Genomic DNA, 17,404 nt, shown 5'->3' with positions numbered 1-17,404 from the left:
GGTTATCCCGGCTCAAAAGATTTCAATCAGGCCGGCGGCACCCTGTCCGCCACCGATGCACATGGTCACAACGCCCCACTTTGCCTTCCGGCGGCGCCCCTCCAGCAGGATGTGCCCTGCCATGCGCGCTCCGCTCATGCCAAAGGGGTGGCCGATGGCAATGGAACCGCCATTGACGTTCAGCTTCTCCGGATCAATGCCCAGACGGTCACGGCAGTAGAGAACCTGGCTGGCGAAAGCTTCGTTCAGCTCCCACAGGCCGATGTCATCAATGCTGAGGCCCGCCCGCTCCAGAAGGCGGGGCACGGCGAAGACGGGGCCGATGCCCATCTCGTCCGGCTCACAGCCAGCAACGGCAAAGCCACGGAAAGCTCCCAGCGGCTCAATGCCTTCACGGGTGGCAAGCTCGCCGCTCATGACCACCAGAGAGGCTGCACCATCGGAGAGCTGGGACGCATTGCCCGCCGTGATGAACTTGCCCTCTCCCTTTACAGGCTGAAGCGCAGCAAGCCCCTCAAGCGTGGTGGACGGGCGGTTGCATTCGTCACTGGCGAAGACAATCTCCTCGTCCTTCGTTTCGCCGGCAGCCTTGTCGGCAACGCGCCGCGTCACCTTCAGGGGGATGATCTCTTCGGCAAACAGGCCTGCGGCCTGCGCTGCGGCGATCCTCTGCTGGCTTCGCAGTGAATATTCATCCTGCGCTTCACGGCTGATGCCATAGCGCGATGCGACGATATCCGCCGTGTCGATCATCGGCATGTAGAGATCAGGGTGATGCTCCTCGAGCCAGGCCTCACGCGAGTGGCGCGGAGGCGGCTGGTTCAGGCTGATGGACTCCAGTCCGCCAGTCAGCACGGCGCCCGCACCTTCGGCACGCACCATATGCGCACCCATCGCCAGCGCCTGCAGGCCGGAGGCGCAGAAGCGGTTGACCGTGGTGCCGGCAACGGTCACGGGCAATCCGGCACGCAGAACGATCTGCCGGGCAATATTGCCGCCCGTGGCGTGCTCGGGATAGCCAGTGCCCCAGATGCTGTCCTCGATCAGCGCCGGATCGATTTTCGCCCGCTCTACCGCATGGCGGGCCGTCTCCGCGCCCATCCATGCACCATGTGTCAGGTTCAGGCTGCCCCGGGCTGCCTTGCCAATGCCTGTGCGCGCTGTCGAAACAATTACAGCCTCCCTCATGATGCCCCCTCGCCCGTGTTCAGTGTTTCAAAGGTGCGCCCTTCGGCGGCAAGCCGCGCAAGAAGCGGCGAGACCTTCCAGAAGAAGTCATCCGTTTCTGCAAAGCGCGCGATGTTTTGAGCAATTGCGCCAAGGCCTTCCGCATCAGCCCAATGCATCGGGCCGCCTCTCCAGCGCGGGAAGCCATAGCCGTGAAGCAGAACCACATCGATATCGAGCGGACGGGCAGCAATGCCTTCTTCGAGGATCTTCGCCCCTTCGTTGACCATCGCCGCCATATAGCGGGCGACGATTTCCTCATCGCTGAAGGTGGCGGCATTCCCGGGCTGACCAGCCCTCACCTCCGTGAGAAGAGCCTCAAGCTCAGGGTCCGGACGGCCTTGCGGCGTTTCATCGTCATAGATGTAATAGCCACGGCCCGTCTTGCGGCCCAGCCGTCCGGCCTCCACCAGACGGTCCGCGAAAACAGGCACCCGCTCACGCGGATCCCGCGACGCTGCCTTGCGCTGCCGGGCGGCATATCCGATGTCAAGGCCGGCAAGATCACCGACCTGATAGGGCCCCATGGCAAAGCCGAACCGGACCAGCGCCCGGTCGATATCATAAGGCGATGCCCCATCAAGGACCATGTGGTCGGCGGCCGTCCGGTAGGTGTTCATCATCCGGTTGCCGATGAAGCCGTCACAGACGCCCGAGCGGACGCCTGTCTTGCCCAGGGCCTTTGCCAGGGCAAAGGCTGTGGCGGTAACCTCCGGCGCGGTCTTGTCAGCGACCACGATTTCAAGCAGGCGCATGATATTGGCGGGCGAGAAGAAATGCAGGCCGATCACGTCAGCAGGACGGGAGGTCACCGCCGCGATGGCGTTCACGTCCAGATAGGATGTGTTCGTGGCGAGCACAGCGCCAGGACGGCACACGGCATCCAGCTTGCGGAACACCTCCTGCTTGACGTCCATGTTCTCGAACACGGCCTCGATCACCAGATCCGCTTCCGCCAGCGCGGCATAATCAACCGCGGTGCGGAACTTATCGCGCAGCATCTGATCGCATGCCTCAGGAGACAGCTTTCCGCGCTTCACCGCGCCTTGCTGCATCTTGGCAAGACCGGCAGCCGCCCGTGCTGCGGCCTCCTCGTCCTGCTCGATGAGTGTCACGTCCAGCCCGGCATTGAGAACCGCAGCGGCAATGCCCTGCCCCATGGTGCCGCCGCCGATGATCCCCACCTTGGCAATCGCGCGCGGCTGAATGCCCTTCAGGCCCTCCTGCTGCACGGCCTTGCGCTCGGCAAAAAACGCATGAATGAGCGCCGCGCGCTGCGGCGTCTGCATCAGATCCAGAAAGGCTGACCGCTCAAAGGCCATAGCCTCGGTGAAAGGCATGCCCAGTGCCGCAACAAGGGTTTCAAAGGCCCGGACCGGGGCGATCTGACCACGGGCAGACCGCTCCACCCGGGCTCGGGCCGCCTTGATTTCATCCTCTTCCGGGCGAGGTGCGGGTAGACCGGAGATCTGGCGCGGGCTGCGGCGTTCCGCAATCCAGCGGCGCGCTTCCGCCTCTCCTGCTGCCCGCGGATCAGCGGCATCCGGGATGCCATCAATGATGCCGAGTGCAACCGCTTCGTCAGCCCCTGCCTGACGGCCGGAAGTTATGAGATCGACCGCCGCAGCAAAGCCTGCCAGGCGCGGAAGCCGGACAGAACCGCCTGCCCCCGGCATCAGGCCAAGAGTGACTTCCGGCAATCCAACCCGCGTGCCGGGCATGGCCAATCGGCCATGGGCGCCAAGCGCCACTTCCAGCCCGCCGCCCAGCACCGTGCCGTGCAGTACGGCAATCACCGGCTTTGCGCAGTTCTCGATGCGCGAGATGACATCCGGCAGGTAAGGCTCCACCATCGGCTTGCCGAATTCCGAGATGTCAGCACCGGCGATGAAGGTGCGGCCCTTGCAGTAAAGCACAGCCACTTTTGCAGTTGTGTCGGCGGCAAAGGCATCAATCGCCTCCACCAGCCCTTTACGCACGGCGGCCGAAAGAGAATTCACGGGCGGATTGTCGACGGAAATATATCCGGTTTCGCCTGCGCTTTCGTAGGCAACGGGACTCTCGGTCACGGGCGGATGTCCTTTCGTATCAGGCTGCTCATCTGGCCGGTCATGCGCTCCAGGCGGCGTACGGCCTCGCTCAGCATCGGGCCGATTTGCGTGTCGATGCGCTCAAGATCAGCGGTGTCCGGCAAGGCGCCACAGGTGAAGGTCACGGGTTCGGCCAGTTCACCCGGGCGGAACGGAGCGGACACGGCGTTATAGGCAACGCCGCTCTGGGCCCCGCCTGCCGTGCGCACGAAACCCTTGGCCGCCAGTTCGGCGAGGGCCTGATTGCGCTCTTCGGCCCAGCCATGCAGTTCATCGGCGCCGGAGAAATCCCGCGCACTCAGAAGCTGCTCGAATTCGGCAGAAGAAAGCGCCGCGACATAGGCGCGGGCGGAGGCTGTCCTGCGCATGGGAATACGCTGCCCCACCTCCAGCCAGATGGAGGAGACACCCCGTGGCCGCCAGGTGCGGATCAGCACCAGCTTGTCGCCATCACGCACGCTGAGTACCACCAGCGTGCCGGTGGCATCGGCCAGCTCACTCATGAGATCATGCGCAGGCACCAGGAAGGACAGCGAGCTTCCGGCCACCTGCCCGACAGCAATCAGCGTGGGGCCGGGCCGGAAGCGGTCATCGTTGGAGGACTGCACCAGATAGCCGAGCCGGACCAGCGTCCATGTCAGGCGTGAGACCGTAGACTTCGGCAAGCCGGTCCTCTGGGCAATCTCCGCGTTTGACAGCCCGTCCTCTCCCATCCGGAAAGCACGCAGCACCGAGAGGCCGCGGGCAAGAGTGGTGGCAAAGCGCGGATCGTTTTCGTCCTTCATGGGTCACATACCGTTCGGAAGGGCCGTGGAGATCCACGGCACTAGAATGAGGATCGCCAGAACGAGGAACTCGACCGGCAGGAACCGCATGATACCGGCGAAGATCTGATCGACACGGATGTCCCGCCCGGTAACGTTTCCGATCACGAAGACATTGAGACCAACCGGTGGCGTAATCAGCCCGATTTCAAGCAGCTTGACGACAATAACGCCGAACCAGATGAGGTCCATGTGCATGCCGTCAACCACCGGAATGACGAAGGGCAGTGTCAGAACGATGATGCCGATCGGGTCCAGGAACATCCCGAGGAAGATGTAGATGACCGCGATGGCGGCGATCAGCACCAAAGGAGGCAGATCTGCACTCGTGACAAGGTTCACCACGGTTGCTGCCGAGCCTGTCAAGGCCACGAAGGACACGAAGACCTTGGCACAGGCTGCAATCAGGAAGATGGAGGCCGTCTGCGTCAGGCTGTCCCGGGTCGCAGACCACATGTTGGCAAGCGTCAGCGTGCGCTGAAGGAAACCGATGACGATTGTCAGCGCCACACTGACCGCAGCTGCTTCCGTTGCCGTGAAGATGCCACCGTAGATACCGCCGATGATGACGGCGAAAAGCAGGAGTGCTGGCCAGGACTGCAGCGCAGCCTTGCGGCGGGCGCCTTTCGCGCGGGGTGTTTCGTCAACCGGGGCAGCAGAGGGATCGCGGCGCACCCACCACATGATGACCAGAACATAGCCCAGAAGGCTGAGCAGACCGGGGAGAATCCCAGCCAGGAACAGCTTGCTGATCGATGTTTCCGTGAAGATGCCATAGAGGATGAACAGAACCGACGGCGGTATCAGCGAGCCAAGCGTGCCGCCTGCCGCCACGGAGGCGGTTGCCAGGCGCGGATCGTATCCAAGACGCCGCATTTCGGGAACGCAAATACGGCCCATGGTCGAGGCGCAGGCAATCGAGGAGCCGGAGATCGCCGAGAAAGCGGCGCAGCCGGTAACCGATGCAATGCCGACCCCGCCCCGGAACCCGCGCAGCCAGACATTGGCCGCATCATAGATGCGCGTCGTGATCTGCGTATGATGGGCAATGTTTCCGAGCGCAATGAACAGCGGGATCATGGAGAGATCGTAGCTGTGAATGAGGTCGAAGAAGCTCGACATGACCATGGATGCGGTCGGATTGATGGCCCGCTCAGGCGTAAATCCGCCGGTGCGGAACGCGTAGACGCAGAAAGTGCCAACCGTTGCGACAAACGCCAGAACGAAGGCGATGGGAACCCGCGCGGCAAGCAGCAGAATGACGACAGCAAAGCCGATGAGGCCAATGGTAGACGCGTCCATTACAGGGCCTCCCCGCCGCTGTGCGATTCTTCATGGATAGCCCCGGTGCTCAGGTATTCGCGCAGGTCCGCCACAAAGACGAGTGCAAGCCGCAGCCACATTGCGGCAAGGCCGGCCAGAAACACGAAACGCATCGGCCACTGCGGCAGATGAAGCTCGCCGTCATAGAAGGAGTTGCGGTTCCAGGCATGCGAGAAATCGCGCCAGGCGGCATAGATCAGAGGCATCACGGCAAGCATGGCCACCACCCAGCCGAAAAGGACCAGACGGCTGCGCCAGGCCGGGCTCATCGCATCCGTTACAAAGGTGACTGCGATATGCGACCTGTTGGCGGTCGCGGCCGCCAGAGGCAGGATGATTGACGGGACCATAAGCTCGCGCACGAGGATGATCGTGTCCGGCACATTGGCATGAAAGATGCCACGCGCGATGATCGACGCCGTAATGAGAACAACAAGAGCGAGGACGGAAACGACCGCCAGCTCCAGCATGATCCGTTCTATGAGTTTCATCGGCACCCTCCCAGGCCGTGAGCAGACCGGCAGCGCACCGGATTAATCCGGCGCGTCACCTCGTGAGCAGGCGGGCAGGCAGGCGCCTGCCCGGAAGACCGTCATTTCCGGTCCCAGGGATACCCCTTCTCGTCACGCTCGGATCGGTACTGCTTGATGAGGTCCTTGTACTGCTGAACCATCCCCTCGCCATCGAGGCCGGCCGCATCTGCACGCTGGACCCATTCGGCGATGTAGGGTTCACCGGCCGCCAGAAGCTTCTGATGGTCGGCATCGCTTAGTTTCAAAACTTCCTTGCCCTCGGCCTTGAGAATATCGACCGACTCGGTGTTCGCCTTCATCAGGAGCTTGCCGAATTCATCGGCCATGCCCTTGCCAGCCTCCATCACCGCCGCCTGATCCGCCTCCGGCAGGGCGTCGAAGCTGTCCTTGTTCATGAACACGCCCAGTGCGCCGACCTGGCCCCAGTCCAGTTCGGTGTAGCTGTCGAAGACTTCGTTGAACTTCAGGGCCTTCACGAGATACGGATAGGTCTGCGTACAATCAATGAGGCCGGTTTCCAGGCCCTGATAGGCCTCATAGACATTCATGTCGACCGGCACGGCGCCCAGATCCTTGAAAGCCTTGCCGTAGGCACCGACGCCGCGAACCTTGACGCCCTTCAGGTCGTCAAGGGTCCGGATGGTCTTGCCCTTGCAGCCCACCTGAACAGCAGAAGTGGTGAAGGTGCCGACATAGACGAGGTTCTGATCAGCCAGATTTTCCTGAACCTTCGGATCGGTGCGCATGATGTCGTCGACGGCACGCATACCGACCCAGGGATCATCGTTCGGGATCGGGATGTCGGCCATGTCATAGGCCAGCATATCCTGCGGGAAGTAGACCCCGATCACGGTGCCCAGATCCGCAACGCCGTTGCGCAGGGCGGATACGGCGGAGTTGGCCGAGAACAGCGCACCACCCCAGTGCACCTCCACGGTCACGTTTCCGCCGGTGCGGCTTTCCACTTCCTTGGCAAACCACTTCGTGGCTTCGGCCCTTGGGCCCCGATCCGGGCCGGCTTCAGCGAGAATCAACTTTGTTGCAGCCGCCGCCGGAACAATGGCGCTGACAGCCATCAGAGATGCGAGAAGCGCGAGTTTCAGTTTGTTCATAGGGGTTCCTCCTCCACTATGTTCTACTAGATAGCACATCATTCCATATACTGAAACACCCGCGAACAAAAATCGGCCACGCATCAGCGGCCTCCGGATAGCGCCGCTGAACGGAAGCCTTTCGAAACCGTGAGAAACTGCGGATAAAATGCGCCAGCTTGCCGTGCAGATGGCACCTTGGAGCGCCAGGGATTGGCGCGCAGCAGAGAAGGAGAATGATGAAGAACGCGAGCCGGTGAACGGCTTTCCGCCGGATGGCGAGCGAAGAGGCGGCCTCGTACCAAGGCTGCCTTGGGCACTGGGGCTGGCCCCTCAGGCTAAGACGGTCCCAGCTCTGGCGATCATGCACGGCCAGTCACGAGGACCGGCCGTTCTGATACGGCAGATCAGGGAGCGGCATATGCTCCGTATACTTGCGCTGCCTTACGCAGCATCCTCGCTGGCAGCTGCACGGCTAAGGCGGCTGATGGCGATCTGTTCGCGTTCCGGCGTCCAGATCTGCGGCATGTCGATGCCCTTGGCTTCATCATAAGCGCGGGCGATGTTGAGCGGCATGACCTTGTCATAGCCTGGCAGTTTGCCGTAGCGCGGGTCCATGGCATCACGCACGGCATCGTTTGTGGCCTTGAGGTCGAGCCCCTCATCCACGCAGGCAGCCGCCGAAGTGCGCAGCGTCTCAATGAACTCCTTGGCGCGGGTGATGGCATCGTTGACCATCTGTGCCCCGCGCAAGGGCGCGCCGGATCCGGCAACAAGGGCGTTGGCCCTGAAGGCGCGCAGGCGCTCCAGCGTCTTCACCCAGTCACCAAGGTGGCCATCGGCGGCATAGGGCACACCACCTGAATTGAGCAGATCGCCAGCAAAGATGGTGCCCGAATCCGGAACCCAGACCACGATGTCGCCCATCGTGTGCCCGCGGCCCAGATGCATGAGGCGGATCTCGCGCGAGCCGAGCCGCAACGACAGGGAAGAGGCAAAGGTCAGCCCCGGCCAGACCAGGGAATTGCTGACCGCAGGCGCACCATCGGATGCACGGCGGCGCTCGCACTCGAGGTTGGCTTCACCCCGCTCCTCGATCAGGCGCCGGGTGAGATCGGAAGCAAGAATTTCGCCGGGCTCCAGAGCATGCGCTCCGGCGGTGCGCCCCGCGTGGTAGTGGGTCAGCACAAGATAGCGCACCGGCTTGCCGCTGATCCGCTCCAGCGCCTCGGTGACACCCTGCGCCGCCTCAACGCTGGGCGGGGCATCAACCACAAGAATGGCCTCATCGCCGCGCACGGCGCCAATCGTTGGAAAGCCGTCCCGCATCAGGGCGTAGCAGCCGCTGGCCACTTCCGACACGGAAACGGCTGGAATCTTGCCTTCCGGCGCCTTGCTGTCTTCGCTCATGGCGTCCACTTTCGTTCTGGCTGGGCCCTGAGGCCCCAGTTGCTGCCGGGCGCTTGTGGCCCGCCACGCCGCATATCTCATCACTTCAACGTGAGAGTTCAGCGCGGACCGGCTCGATTCGCAAACAATTGCAGACAAATCATGGCAGCCCCCGTTTTTTATCAACAAGAACAGGCAGAGTTTCGAGATGGATCCAGATCTTTGTCAGAAAAGCGGAGCGAAAAAGGCAATATTCGGCCGCGATGTCCGTGTCGCTAATCCCCTGCGGATGGCAGGTCAGCACAAGCCAGAACGCGTATTGGAAGCCCGCTCCTCCGGATTTCTTTCGGCTTGCTGCAGCGCAATGAAATGGGTGCCGTTTCAATCCAGACCGGGAAAAGCCTGAAGAGTTAACCCGGGCTGGCCCGTTGCTTGCTAAGAGCAGGCCGAGCCCTGATAATTACGTTGGGGACGTTGGGGAGCAGGCTAGGCCTGCACAAGTGACCGGGCCGCCGGACGGCCTGGTTTGGGGATGGCTGTCACCATGAAGCGCGTAAAGTACAGGCTTCTGGCCCTTTCTGGCCTTATGGCCCTTACCATGGGGGCTTCTGCCGCCTTTGCCAGCACCTCGAAATGCGAGGCCCTTGCGAGTCAGCTTTCCCGTCTTGAAACAGCTGGTGCGTCATCGGCTGCTTCAAAATGGGACGAGGCCGCAGATGCACAAGGCCGCGCCATCATGGCAGCACGGCGTGATGCGGCTTATTATCAGTGCGGCCTCATGAACGCCAACGCACGCTGCCCGTCTCTCCTCGACAAGATCCAGCGCATGGAAACAAACCTTGCCAAGATCGAGCGCCAGCGCGCCAAGGCAGGCAAGGCAAAGGCAGGCCGGGGCGGCACTGCAGCGAACCGGGCCGAAATTCTGCGTATCCGCAAGGCGATGCAGCGCAACATGTGCGGCAAGGGGCGCGAGGCAGAAGAAACTCAGGCCAATGCCAGGCTGGCGCCGCAGCAGCCGAAAGGATTTCTCTCCCGTGTGCTGGGCCAGCCAAGCGCACCGGCAGCACCCATTGCTCCGCTTCATACCGAGCGCAGGTCCGTCATGCAGCCGGTTCAGCCAGAGCGGCGCGCTGCGGTGGAAACGGTTCCTCAGGATCAGGAACGCTCCCGCGATGGACTTGCCTATCCCGCCTATAACTTCCCGCGCAATGCCACGTACCGCACATTGTGCGTGCGCACCTGCGATGGCTACTTTTTCCCGATCAGCTTTAGCGCCAGGCCAGGCCAGTTCGGTCAGGATGCAGCGGCCTGCAATGCCATGTGCCCGGCATCAGAAACGGGCCTGTTCGTCTACCGCAATCCCGGCGGTGATCCGGAGGACATGATTTCGCTGGCCGGCGAGCGCTACAGCGAACTTCCCAACGCCTTCCGCCACCGCAAGGAATATGTCAGCGGATGCAGCTGTCAGGCTGCGCCATCTGCCAAGCAGGAGGCTGCTCCGCTGTCGCCAGTATCAGGAGAGGCAGGAGGCTTTTGGGCCGTAACAGGAGGGCGCAAGGGAGCTAGACAAGGTGAAGCCAACCCGCAGACAGATGCCATCCGCATGTCCATGCCCCCTGTGAGCACTGATGACTTGCCACTGGATGCAGACCCGGACACCGCTATGAATCTGCGCGAAGGCTTCGATGCCTCCAGCCTCGTCACCGCATCTCTTCCTGCAGAGGACGTCCCGCTCGTAACAGAGGACATGCGCCCTTCCCTGCCCGCACTTGCGCGGCCAGCGGAAGAACCAGACGCAGCGGAGAACACCGCCGGGGCAGGCCAGCCGCAGGACGGCGTGCCCCAAGATCAGCAGGCGGCCTCACCAGAAGCGCCCGGGGACGAAACCAGAAGTGAGGCACGCGGGCCTGTCAGGAAAGTCGGGCCGCAGTTCTTTCCCGACCGATAAGCGGCAGCAGCGCCTTCATGTCCGGCCCGTGGCCGTGGCCGGTCAGCGCCAGGCGCAATGGCATGAACAGATCCTTGCCCTTGCGCCCGGTCTTCTCCTTCAGAAGGCCGGTCCAGATGCCCCAGCTTGAGCCATCCAGCGGGCCTTCCGGCAAGAGAGCGAGCGCATCGGCCAGATAGGCCCGATCCTCTTCCGCCACCTGCGGCGCATCGGCAGGCAACTCGCCGGAAATGATGGCCCACCAGCTGGCAGCATCGCCGAAGCGGGCGCAGTTTTCCCGCACGGCCAGCCAGAAGGCCTCTCCGCCGCCGATGCCGAGCGCAGCAAGGCGCGGCGCGGCTTCTTGGTAAGTCATGGCATGGACAAGCCGGGCGTTGAGGCTGTCCAGTTCCTGCGGGTCGAATTTGGCGGATGAGCGGGAGATGCCGGCAAGGTCCAGCATGCCCGCCAGCTTTTCCATGTCCCGCACCGGCTCAACGGCGTGGCTGGTGCCGGTGAGGACGGCCAGCGAGGCAACCGCCATCGGCTCGATGCCAGCTTCCCGCAAGGAGCTGATGGACAGCGCGCCCTTGCGCTTGGACAGGCCTTCGCCGTCCAGCGTGGTCAGCAGGTTGTGGTGGGCAAAACGCGGCAGCGGCGCCCCCAGCGCCTCAAAGATGGCGATCTGCACAGCCGTATTGGCGACGTGATCCTCACCACGGATGACATGAGTGATGCCCATGTCGGCATCATCCACCACAGACGTAAACGTGTAGAGATAACTGCCGTCCGCACGGGCGAGAACCGGATCGGAGAGGGAGGCAAGGTCGATGGACTGGCTGCCACGGCACAGGTCATCCCACGTTACGTCCGTGCGGCGCGGGGCCAGCGGATCGCCATCATGATTGGGCAGCAGGAAGCGCCAGTGCGGCTGGCGGCCTTCGGCTTCAAGCTTTGCCTTGTCCTCCGCCGTCAGCTTCAGGGCAGCGCGGTCATAGACCGGCGGCCGGCCCATTGCACGCGCGCGGGAGCGGCGGCGCTCCAGTTCGTCTGCCGTTTCGTAACAGGGGTAGAGCAGCCCCGCCGCCTTCAGCTTTTCCGCCGCCGCGTCATAGAGCGCGATCCGGTCCGACTGGCGCACCATCAAGTCAGGCTTGACGCCAAACCAGGCAAGATCCGCCTCGATGGCATCGGCATATTCCCGGCGCGAGCGCTCCAGATCCGTGTCGTCGAAACGCAGCACGAACTGGCCGCCGTTCTTCAGGGCATAAAGCCAGTTGAGAAGCGCGGTACGGCTGTTGCCGAGGTGAATGAGGCCCGTCGGAGAGGGCGCGAAGCGGAGCTTTACGGTCATGCGTTTCCCCTACCCTCAGTCCGCCGTGCTGGCAAGATCATCCCGCTTCAGCAGCACGCGGGAAGCACTGGCGAGCGCTGCCGTCATCACCACGCAATAGAGCGAGAAGCCAAGGATCTGGCCGTCATAAGGCACGCCGAAGTCGATCAGCCAGCCAGCGAGCCCTGGCCCGAGTGCCGAGGCAAAGACCATGAAGGCAAACACGACCGAGCGCACCGCGCCCAGATGGCGGGTGCCGTAAAGCTCCGGCCAGAGCGCACCGGTGAAGGTTGCCACAAAGCCGTTGGAGAGACCGATCAGCCCCATGAAGATGAAAGGCGCGTAAGGAGCATGCACCAGCGCCAGAACTGCCGTGCCGCAGGCGAGCGGCACCAGCATGAAAGGCAGGATGCGCCGCGCCGTGAAGCGGTCGATCAACTGCCCCAGCACCAGCGACGACAGCACAGCCGAGGCGGACATGACGATGAAGGCCATTGCGAAAAGCTCCCTCGTCCAGCCGCGCAGGTCCACCAGATAGGTCTGATGAAACAGCACCGCCGTGACGATGAAGGGCGGAGCCAATACACCGGCGGAAACAAGGTAGAATATCGGATCGCGCAGCACCTCGGCCCGCGTCCAGTGCCGGCGCTCCACCACCTTGACGTCGCTGGCTGTGCTCACCGGCACCCGCTCCTTGCGCAGGAGCAGCAGCACAATGGGCAGCACCACCGCCAGCATGACAGCCACCGCCACCCACCAGCCCTGCCGCCAGCCAAAGGTGGTCATGATGGCAACGAAGGTAACCGGCATGATGGCTTCCGAGGCTGGGAAGCCGAGGCCGATCACCGCCACGGCACGGCCGCGCTGCGCATCAAACCAGCGCCCGGCCGCTGTCATCGCGGTGTTGCTCATCATGCCCTGCCCGAAAAGACGCAGGCCATAGAGCGCCAGCCCCGCCATCCAGATGGAGGTGGCAGAGGCCATCAGAGCGCAGAAAAGCCCGAGCATGACCATGACGCCGGCTGCCACCTGCGCCACGGAAAAGCGGTCCAGTACCCGGCCAAGGGTGGGCAGCGTCAGCGCGCTGCCAAGTGTTGCGGCCATGTAGAGCGAGCCGAAGGCGCCGTTGCTGAGGTCCAGCTCCGCCCGCACATCGCCTGCGGAAAGGGAGATGAAGAAGGTCTGCCCGAAGCCGGAAAAGGCGGTCATCAGGAAGGCTGCCCCAAGCCAGCGGGCATTGCCGGAGAGAAAGGCACCATAGGTCTGCGGTTTGCTCATGGCATGCCACCGGCTCCCACAGACGGCGGGGCCAGCCCTTTCTTCCCAATAAATCAGAGGCTTGCGCGTGGCAGGTCAGCGGTCGCGGAAGCGGTTGGTGATGGGGTAGCGCCGGTCGCGGCCAAAGTTGCGGCGGGTGATCTTGACGCCCGGAGGGGCCTGACGGCGCTTGTACTCGGCAATGTAGAGAAGATGCTCCACCCGCTCGATGGTCGCCCGCTCATAGCCCAGCGCCTCGATCTCACCGATGGAAAGCTCATTCTCGACCAACCCCTGCAGGATTGCATCCAGCACCTCGTAGGGCGGCAGGCTGTCCTGATCGGTCTGGTTCTCGCGCAGTTCGGCCGTTGGGGCCTTGGTGATGACGTGGGCAGGAATCATCTCGCCTGCCCGTCCCTTCACCCCCTGCGGCAGATGGGCATTGCGCCAGGCGGCAAGGCGGTAAACCTCGGTCTTGTAGAGGTCCTTGATTGGATTGTAGCCGCCATTCATGTCGCCGTAGAGCGTGGCGTAACCGACCGACATTTCCGACTTGTTGCCCGTGGTCACCACCATGGCGCCGAACTTGTTGGAGATGGCCATGAGGATCACGCCACGGCTGCGCGACTGCAGGTTCTCTTCCGTGATATCCGGCGTGCGGCCCGCAAAGAGCGGCGCCAGAACTTCGGTAAAGCCCGTCATCGGCGGCTCGATGGGCACGATGTCGTAGCGGATGCCGAGCGCCTTTGCGCTGGCCTCAGCGTCCCTGAGGCTGTCGGAGGAGGTGAAACGGTAGGGCATCATCACCCCGTGCACCCGCTCCGGCCCCAGTGCATCCACCGCCATGGCGGCACAGATGGCAGAATCGATGCCGCCCGAAAGGCCGAGCACGACGCCGGGGAAGCGGTTCTTCTCCACATAGTCGCGCAGGCCCATAACGCAGGCGAGCCAGTTGGCCTCATCCGCATCCGGCAGCTTCGCGAATTCGCCCGGCTCCGCCCGCCAGACGCCATCCGTCCCCTCGCGCCAGTCGCTGATGGTCAGCGCCGTGGTGAACTGGGGCATCTGGAAGGCAAGCGACCGGTCCGCGTTGAGTGCAAAGGAGGCACCGTCGAAGACAAGCTCGTCCTGCCCGCCGGTCTGGTTGCAGTAAACAAGCGGCAGGCCGCTTTCCACCACACGGGCCACCATGATCTGCAGCCGCTCGTCCGCCTTGTTCGCCCAGTAAGGGGAGCCGTTCGGCACCAGCAGCATCTGTGCGCCGGTTTCCGTCAGGCATTCGACCACTTCATCGGTCCAGGTATCTTCGCAGATCGGCAGGCCAAGCCGGAGGCCACGGAAATCCACCGGTCCCGGCAGCGGCCCCTGATCAAAGACCCGCTTCTCGTCAAAGACGCCGTAATTCGGCAGGTCATATTTGAAGCGCAGGGCCTGCACCTTGCCGCCGTCCAGCAGTGCAACCGCATTGTAAAGCTTGCCGCCTTCTGCCCATGGCAGGCCGATGATCATGCCGGGGCCGCCATCTGCGGTTTCAGCAGCAAGGCCTTCCAGCGCGGTGCGGCAGGCACGGACGAAAGCGGGCTTCAGCACCAGATCTTCCGCTGGATAGCCGGAGAGGAACATCTCGGAAAGCAGCACCAGATGCGCCCCTGCCCTGGCCGCATCGGCACGGGCCTGGCGGGCCAGATCCGCGTTGCCGGCAATACCGCCGACGGCCGGGTTCAACTGGGCAATGGCGAGGCGAAGGTGGCCGGAAAGGGCCTCGGGGCGGGTGCTTGTGCTCATGACACCTGATTTAGCGCGCCCTTGCGGGCCTTGCAATCGGGCGATCACGACTCATGATGTGTGGTTAGAGCAGAGCAAAGTTTTCTGGCAGATGCCCTGCTGCGGCTGCGGCCAGCGCCGCACCTGCCTGCCGTGCTGGCGCAGCACTTCCCCAACCCGGACGGCGCATGCCCTTGGAGCGTCCATCTCGCTCCTGCCGCAACAAGGCATCCTCTATACGTTGATAGAGCACGGCCGGCGCAACCGGCTTGGCGACGAAGCCGTGAACACCCTGGCGCATGGCATCCAGAATGACGCTGCGGCGCGCATGGCCTGAAACGGCAATCACAGGCGTCGTCGCCAGAACATGATCCTTGTCCCCCCGCAGCAGCTTTAGGAACTCCTCACCCGAGACCGGTGCCATCATCCAGTCGAGCAGAACGAGATCGGGCGCGCGGTCGATGACGATTTCCAGACCGTCGGCCCCATCGGCGGCTTCAAAAATGCGCCTCGCACCGAAGCCAGCAAGAATCGAACGAAGGATTGCGCGCATATGCGCATTGTCATCGACAACAAGGATCGACACCCCCGACAATTCCAGCTGCATCCGCATTGGCTCCTCCACTCTCGAGGGCCGTTCTATATGCCGTTGCGTTAAACCAAGGTTAGAGGCATGCCTCCCGTCAGCACTTCCGACAGGGGAAAGCGGCTATTCGGCATCGTGCAGACCGATGCCTGGGGCAAATGCAAAAGGGGCAGACCTGCGGCCTGCCCCTCGTGATGCTTGTCAAGACAGCTGCGCTCAGGCGCTGGCTGCGATCTTGTCCGTGCGTGCCTCGCGTTCCTTCTTGAGGTTTTCAGCCACAAGGAAGGCAAGCTCGATGGCCTGATCGGCATTGAGACGCGGGTCACAGTGCGTGTGGTAGCGGTCACCCAGCTGATCGGCGGTAAGCGCATGGGCGCCGCCGGTGCATTCGGTGACGTTTCTACCCGTCATTTCGATGTGAATACCGCCGGCATGGGTGCCCTCGGCGCGGTGAACCGCGAAGAAGGCTTCCACTTCCTTCAGGATGCGCTCGAACGGACGGGTCTTGTAACCAGCGGCCGTGATGGTGTTGCCATGCATCGGGTCGCAGGACCACACAACCGTGCGCCCTTCCCGCTCCACGGCGCGGATCAGCTGCGGCAGGTGATCGAACACCTTGTCCGCGCCGAAACGGCAGATCAGCGTCAGACGGCCGGCTTCGTTCTCCGGGTTCAGCATGTCGATCAGCTTCAGCAGCCCATCCGGAGAAAGCGACGGGCCGCACTTGAGGCCGATCGGATTCTTGATGCCGCGGAAGAATTCCACATGGGCATGATCCGGCTGGCGGGTGCGGTCGCCGATCCAAAGCATGTGGCCGGACGTGGCGTACCAGTCACCCGAGGTGGAATCGACACGGGTGAAGGCCTGCTCGTAGCCGAGCAGAAGCGCTTCATGGCTGGTGAAGAAATCAGTCGAACGCAGCTGCGGAACGCTGTCCGGCGAAACGCCGCAAGCGCGCATGAAGGAGAGCGATTCCGAAATGCGGTCTGCCAGTTCCTGGTAGCGGTGCGACTGCGGGCTGTCCTTGACGAAGCCCAGCATCCAGCGGTGCACCTGATCGAGGTTGGCAAAGCCGCCCTGCGCGAAGGCGCGCAGCAGGTTCAGCGTCGCGGCTGACTGGCGGTAGGCCATGGACAGGCGGTTCGGATCCGGGATGCGGCTTTCCGGCGTGAAGGCGATGTCGTTGATAATGTCGCCGCGGTAGCTCGGCAGCTCGACGTCGCCCTGCTTCTCGATGTCCGAGGAGCGCGGCTTGGCGAACTGGCCCGCGATGCGGCCCACCTTCACCACCGGCTGGGAGGCCGCATAGGTGAGGACGACTGCCATCTGCAGGAAGACGCGGAAAAAGTCACGGATGTGGTCCGGATGATGCTCTGCGAAGCTCTCCGCACAGTCACCACCCTGCAGAAGGAATGCCCGTCCTGCCGCAACATCCGCAAGCTGGCGCTTCAGAAGACGCGCCTCACCTGCAAAAACCAGCGGCGGATAGGTCGACAGACGCTTTTCCACGTCCGCCAGGGCCTCTTTGTCGGGATAATCCGGCACCTGCAAGATCGGCTTGGATCTCCAGCTGTCCGGTGTCCACTTCTCCGCCATCACACAGTCTCCAATACGGTCCGGCTGCTTTGCCTGCCTTGAGCAAACGGGCGGCAGACCCTGCATCTGCCGTCGGCCCGCTGCCTTCAAAAGAACGGGCGCCGGAACTTCCTCACATCACGTGCTGCAAACGTCTCCCCCCGAAGGACAAGAAACGTGCGGCCTTATACACGGGTTGACGGCTCAAGACTACAGTCCAGGACAGTATCCCGCCAGCAATCCGGGCGACCGTGGCTCAGGTGCCGCAATGCAAGGCGGGCCACTGCCCGCCTGCCCGGCCTGCCGGAACGGCAGGCACGGTTTCCATCACCGACCCATCGTAAAAATACGGAGGAATGCCAAGAAGAAGAACGCGGACCCAACCCTGGAAGGAAAAGAACCCCGATATCCTTGATGAACTTAAGGGCCTGTTTCCTATTATACCCTACATCATTTTTTACAGGTATGTTGTGGGCTGCTAATAC

At 62.9% G+C, this 17,404-nt stretch carries 13 protein-coding genes; 1 reads left to right on the top strand and 12 read right to left on the bottom strand.

Translation table 11 applies throughout. The features are described from left to right. Window positions 1-12 precede the first annotated feature (12 nt). From V6L75_RS10110 to V6L75_RS10080, 7 genes are all read right to left on the bottom strand, one after another. The gene (locus tag V6L75_RS10110; RefSeq protein WP_334251390.1) at window positions 13-1,188 is read right to left on the bottom strand and encodes an acetyl-CoA C-acyltransferase; all 1,176 of its coding nucleotides are present in this window, start codon (window positions 1,186-1,188) and stop codon (window positions 13-15) included. Beyond that, window positions 1,185-3,296 (bottom strand): 3-hydroxyacyl-CoA dehydrogenase NAD-binding domain-containing protein, encoded by a 2,112-nt coding sequence (locus tag V6L75_RS10105; protein ID WP_334251389.1) that lies wholly within the window; start codon window positions 3,294-3,296, stop codon window positions 1,185-1,187. The genes V6L75_RS10110 and V6L75_RS10105 overlap by 4 nt, the downstream gene beginning before the upstream one ends. Beyond that, a complete protein-coding gene (locus V6L75_RS10100; protein WP_334251388.1) occupies window positions 3,293-4,102 on the bottom strand; it encodes an IclR family transcriptional regulator in 810 nt (269 codons plus the stop codon). The genes V6L75_RS10105 and V6L75_RS10100 overlap by 4 nt, the downstream gene beginning before the upstream one ends. Before the next feature lie 3 nt (window positions 4,103-4,105). After that, on the bottom strand, window positions 4,106-5,443 hold the full coding sequence (locus V6L75_RS10095; protein WP_334251387.1) for a TRAP transporter large permease: 1,338 nt from the start codon (window positions 5,441-5,443) through the stop codon (window positions 4,106-4,108). Next, window positions 5,443-5,955: a TRAP transporter small permease gene (locus V6L75_RS10090; RefSeq protein ID WP_334251386.1), complete on the bottom strand. Its 513-nt coding sequence runs from the start codon at window positions 5,953-5,955 to the stop codon at window positions 5,443-5,445. Before V6L75_RS10090 ends, V6L75_RS10095 begins: the two co-directional genes overlap by 1 nt. A gap of 101 nt (window positions 5,956-6,056) precedes the next feature. Further along, window positions 6,057-7,109, bottom strand: a complete 1,053-nt coding sequence (locus V6L75_RS10085; RefSeq protein ID WP_334251385.1) for a C4-dicarboxylate TRAP transporter substrate-binding protein — start codon at window positions 7,107-7,109, stop codon at window positions 6,057-6,059. A 423-nt stretch (window positions 7,110-7,532) separates the two neighbouring features. After that, entirely contained in the window at window positions 7,533-8,498 is a 966-nt protein-coding gene (locus tag V6L75_RS10080) for an MBL fold metallo-hydrolase (protein ID WP_334251384.1), read from the bottom strand. A 523-nt stretch (window positions 8,499-9,021) separates the two neighbouring features. Between V6L75_RS10080 and V6L75_RS10075 the strand changes: the two genes are divergently transcribed. After that, window positions 9,022-10,425 carry a DUF2865 domain-containing protein gene (locus tag V6L75_RS10075; protein ID WP_334251383.1) on the top strand — a complete coding sequence of 468 codons (1,404 nt, stop codon included), beginning with the start codon at window positions 9,022-9,024 and terminating at the stop codon, window positions 10,423-10,425. Here the strand turns inward: V6L75_RS10075 and gltX are convergent. From gltX to V6L75_RS10050, 5 genes are all read right to left on the bottom strand, one after another. After that, window positions 10,388-11,758, bottom strand: coding sequence for a glutamate--tRNA ligase (gene gltX / locus V6L75_RS10070; protein ID WP_334251382.1), 1,371 nt, complete (start codon window positions 11,756-11,758; stop codon window positions 10,388-10,390). The genes V6L75_RS10075 and gltX overlap by 38 nt on opposite strands. Window positions 11,759-11,773: 15 nt before the next feature. Next, the gene (locus tag V6L75_RS10065; protein ID WP_334251381.1) at window positions 11,774-13,015 is read right to left on the bottom strand and encodes an MFS transporter; all 1,242 of its coding nucleotides are present in this window, start codon (window positions 13,013-13,015) and stop codon (window positions 11,774-11,776) included. A gap of 75 nt (window positions 13,016-13,090) precedes the next feature. Further along, window positions 13,091-14,779: an NAD+ synthase gene (locus V6L75_RS10060; RefSeq protein WP_334251380.1), complete on the bottom strand. Its 1,689-nt coding sequence runs from the start codon at window positions 14,777-14,779 to the stop codon at window positions 13,091-13,093. 64 nt (window positions 14,780-14,843) lie between these two features. Next, window positions 14,844-15,371 (bottom strand): response regulator, encoded by a 528-nt coding sequence (locus V6L75_RS10055; RefSeq protein WP_334251379.1) that lies wholly within the window; start codon window positions 15,369-15,371, stop codon window positions 14,844-14,846. Between the two features lie 189 nt (window positions 15,372-15,560). Further along, window positions 15,561-16,940 carry a class II 3-deoxy-7-phosphoheptulonate synthase gene (locus V6L75_RS10050; protein WP_334251378.1) on the bottom strand — a complete coding sequence of 460 codons (1,380 nt, stop codon included), beginning with the start codon at window positions 16,938-16,940 and terminating at the stop codon, window positions 15,561-15,563. Window positions 16,941-17,404 lie beyond the last annotated feature (464 nt).

Source organism: Pannonibacter anstelovis (assembly GCF_036881715.1).
Taxonomy (GTDB): Bacteria; Pseudomonadota; Alphaproteobacteria; order Rhizobiales; family Stappiaceae; genus Pannonibacter; species Pannonibacter anstelovis.
The sequence above is the reverse complement of the archived record's forward strand: the minus strand, read 5'-3'. Positions and strand labels throughout refer to the sequence as shown.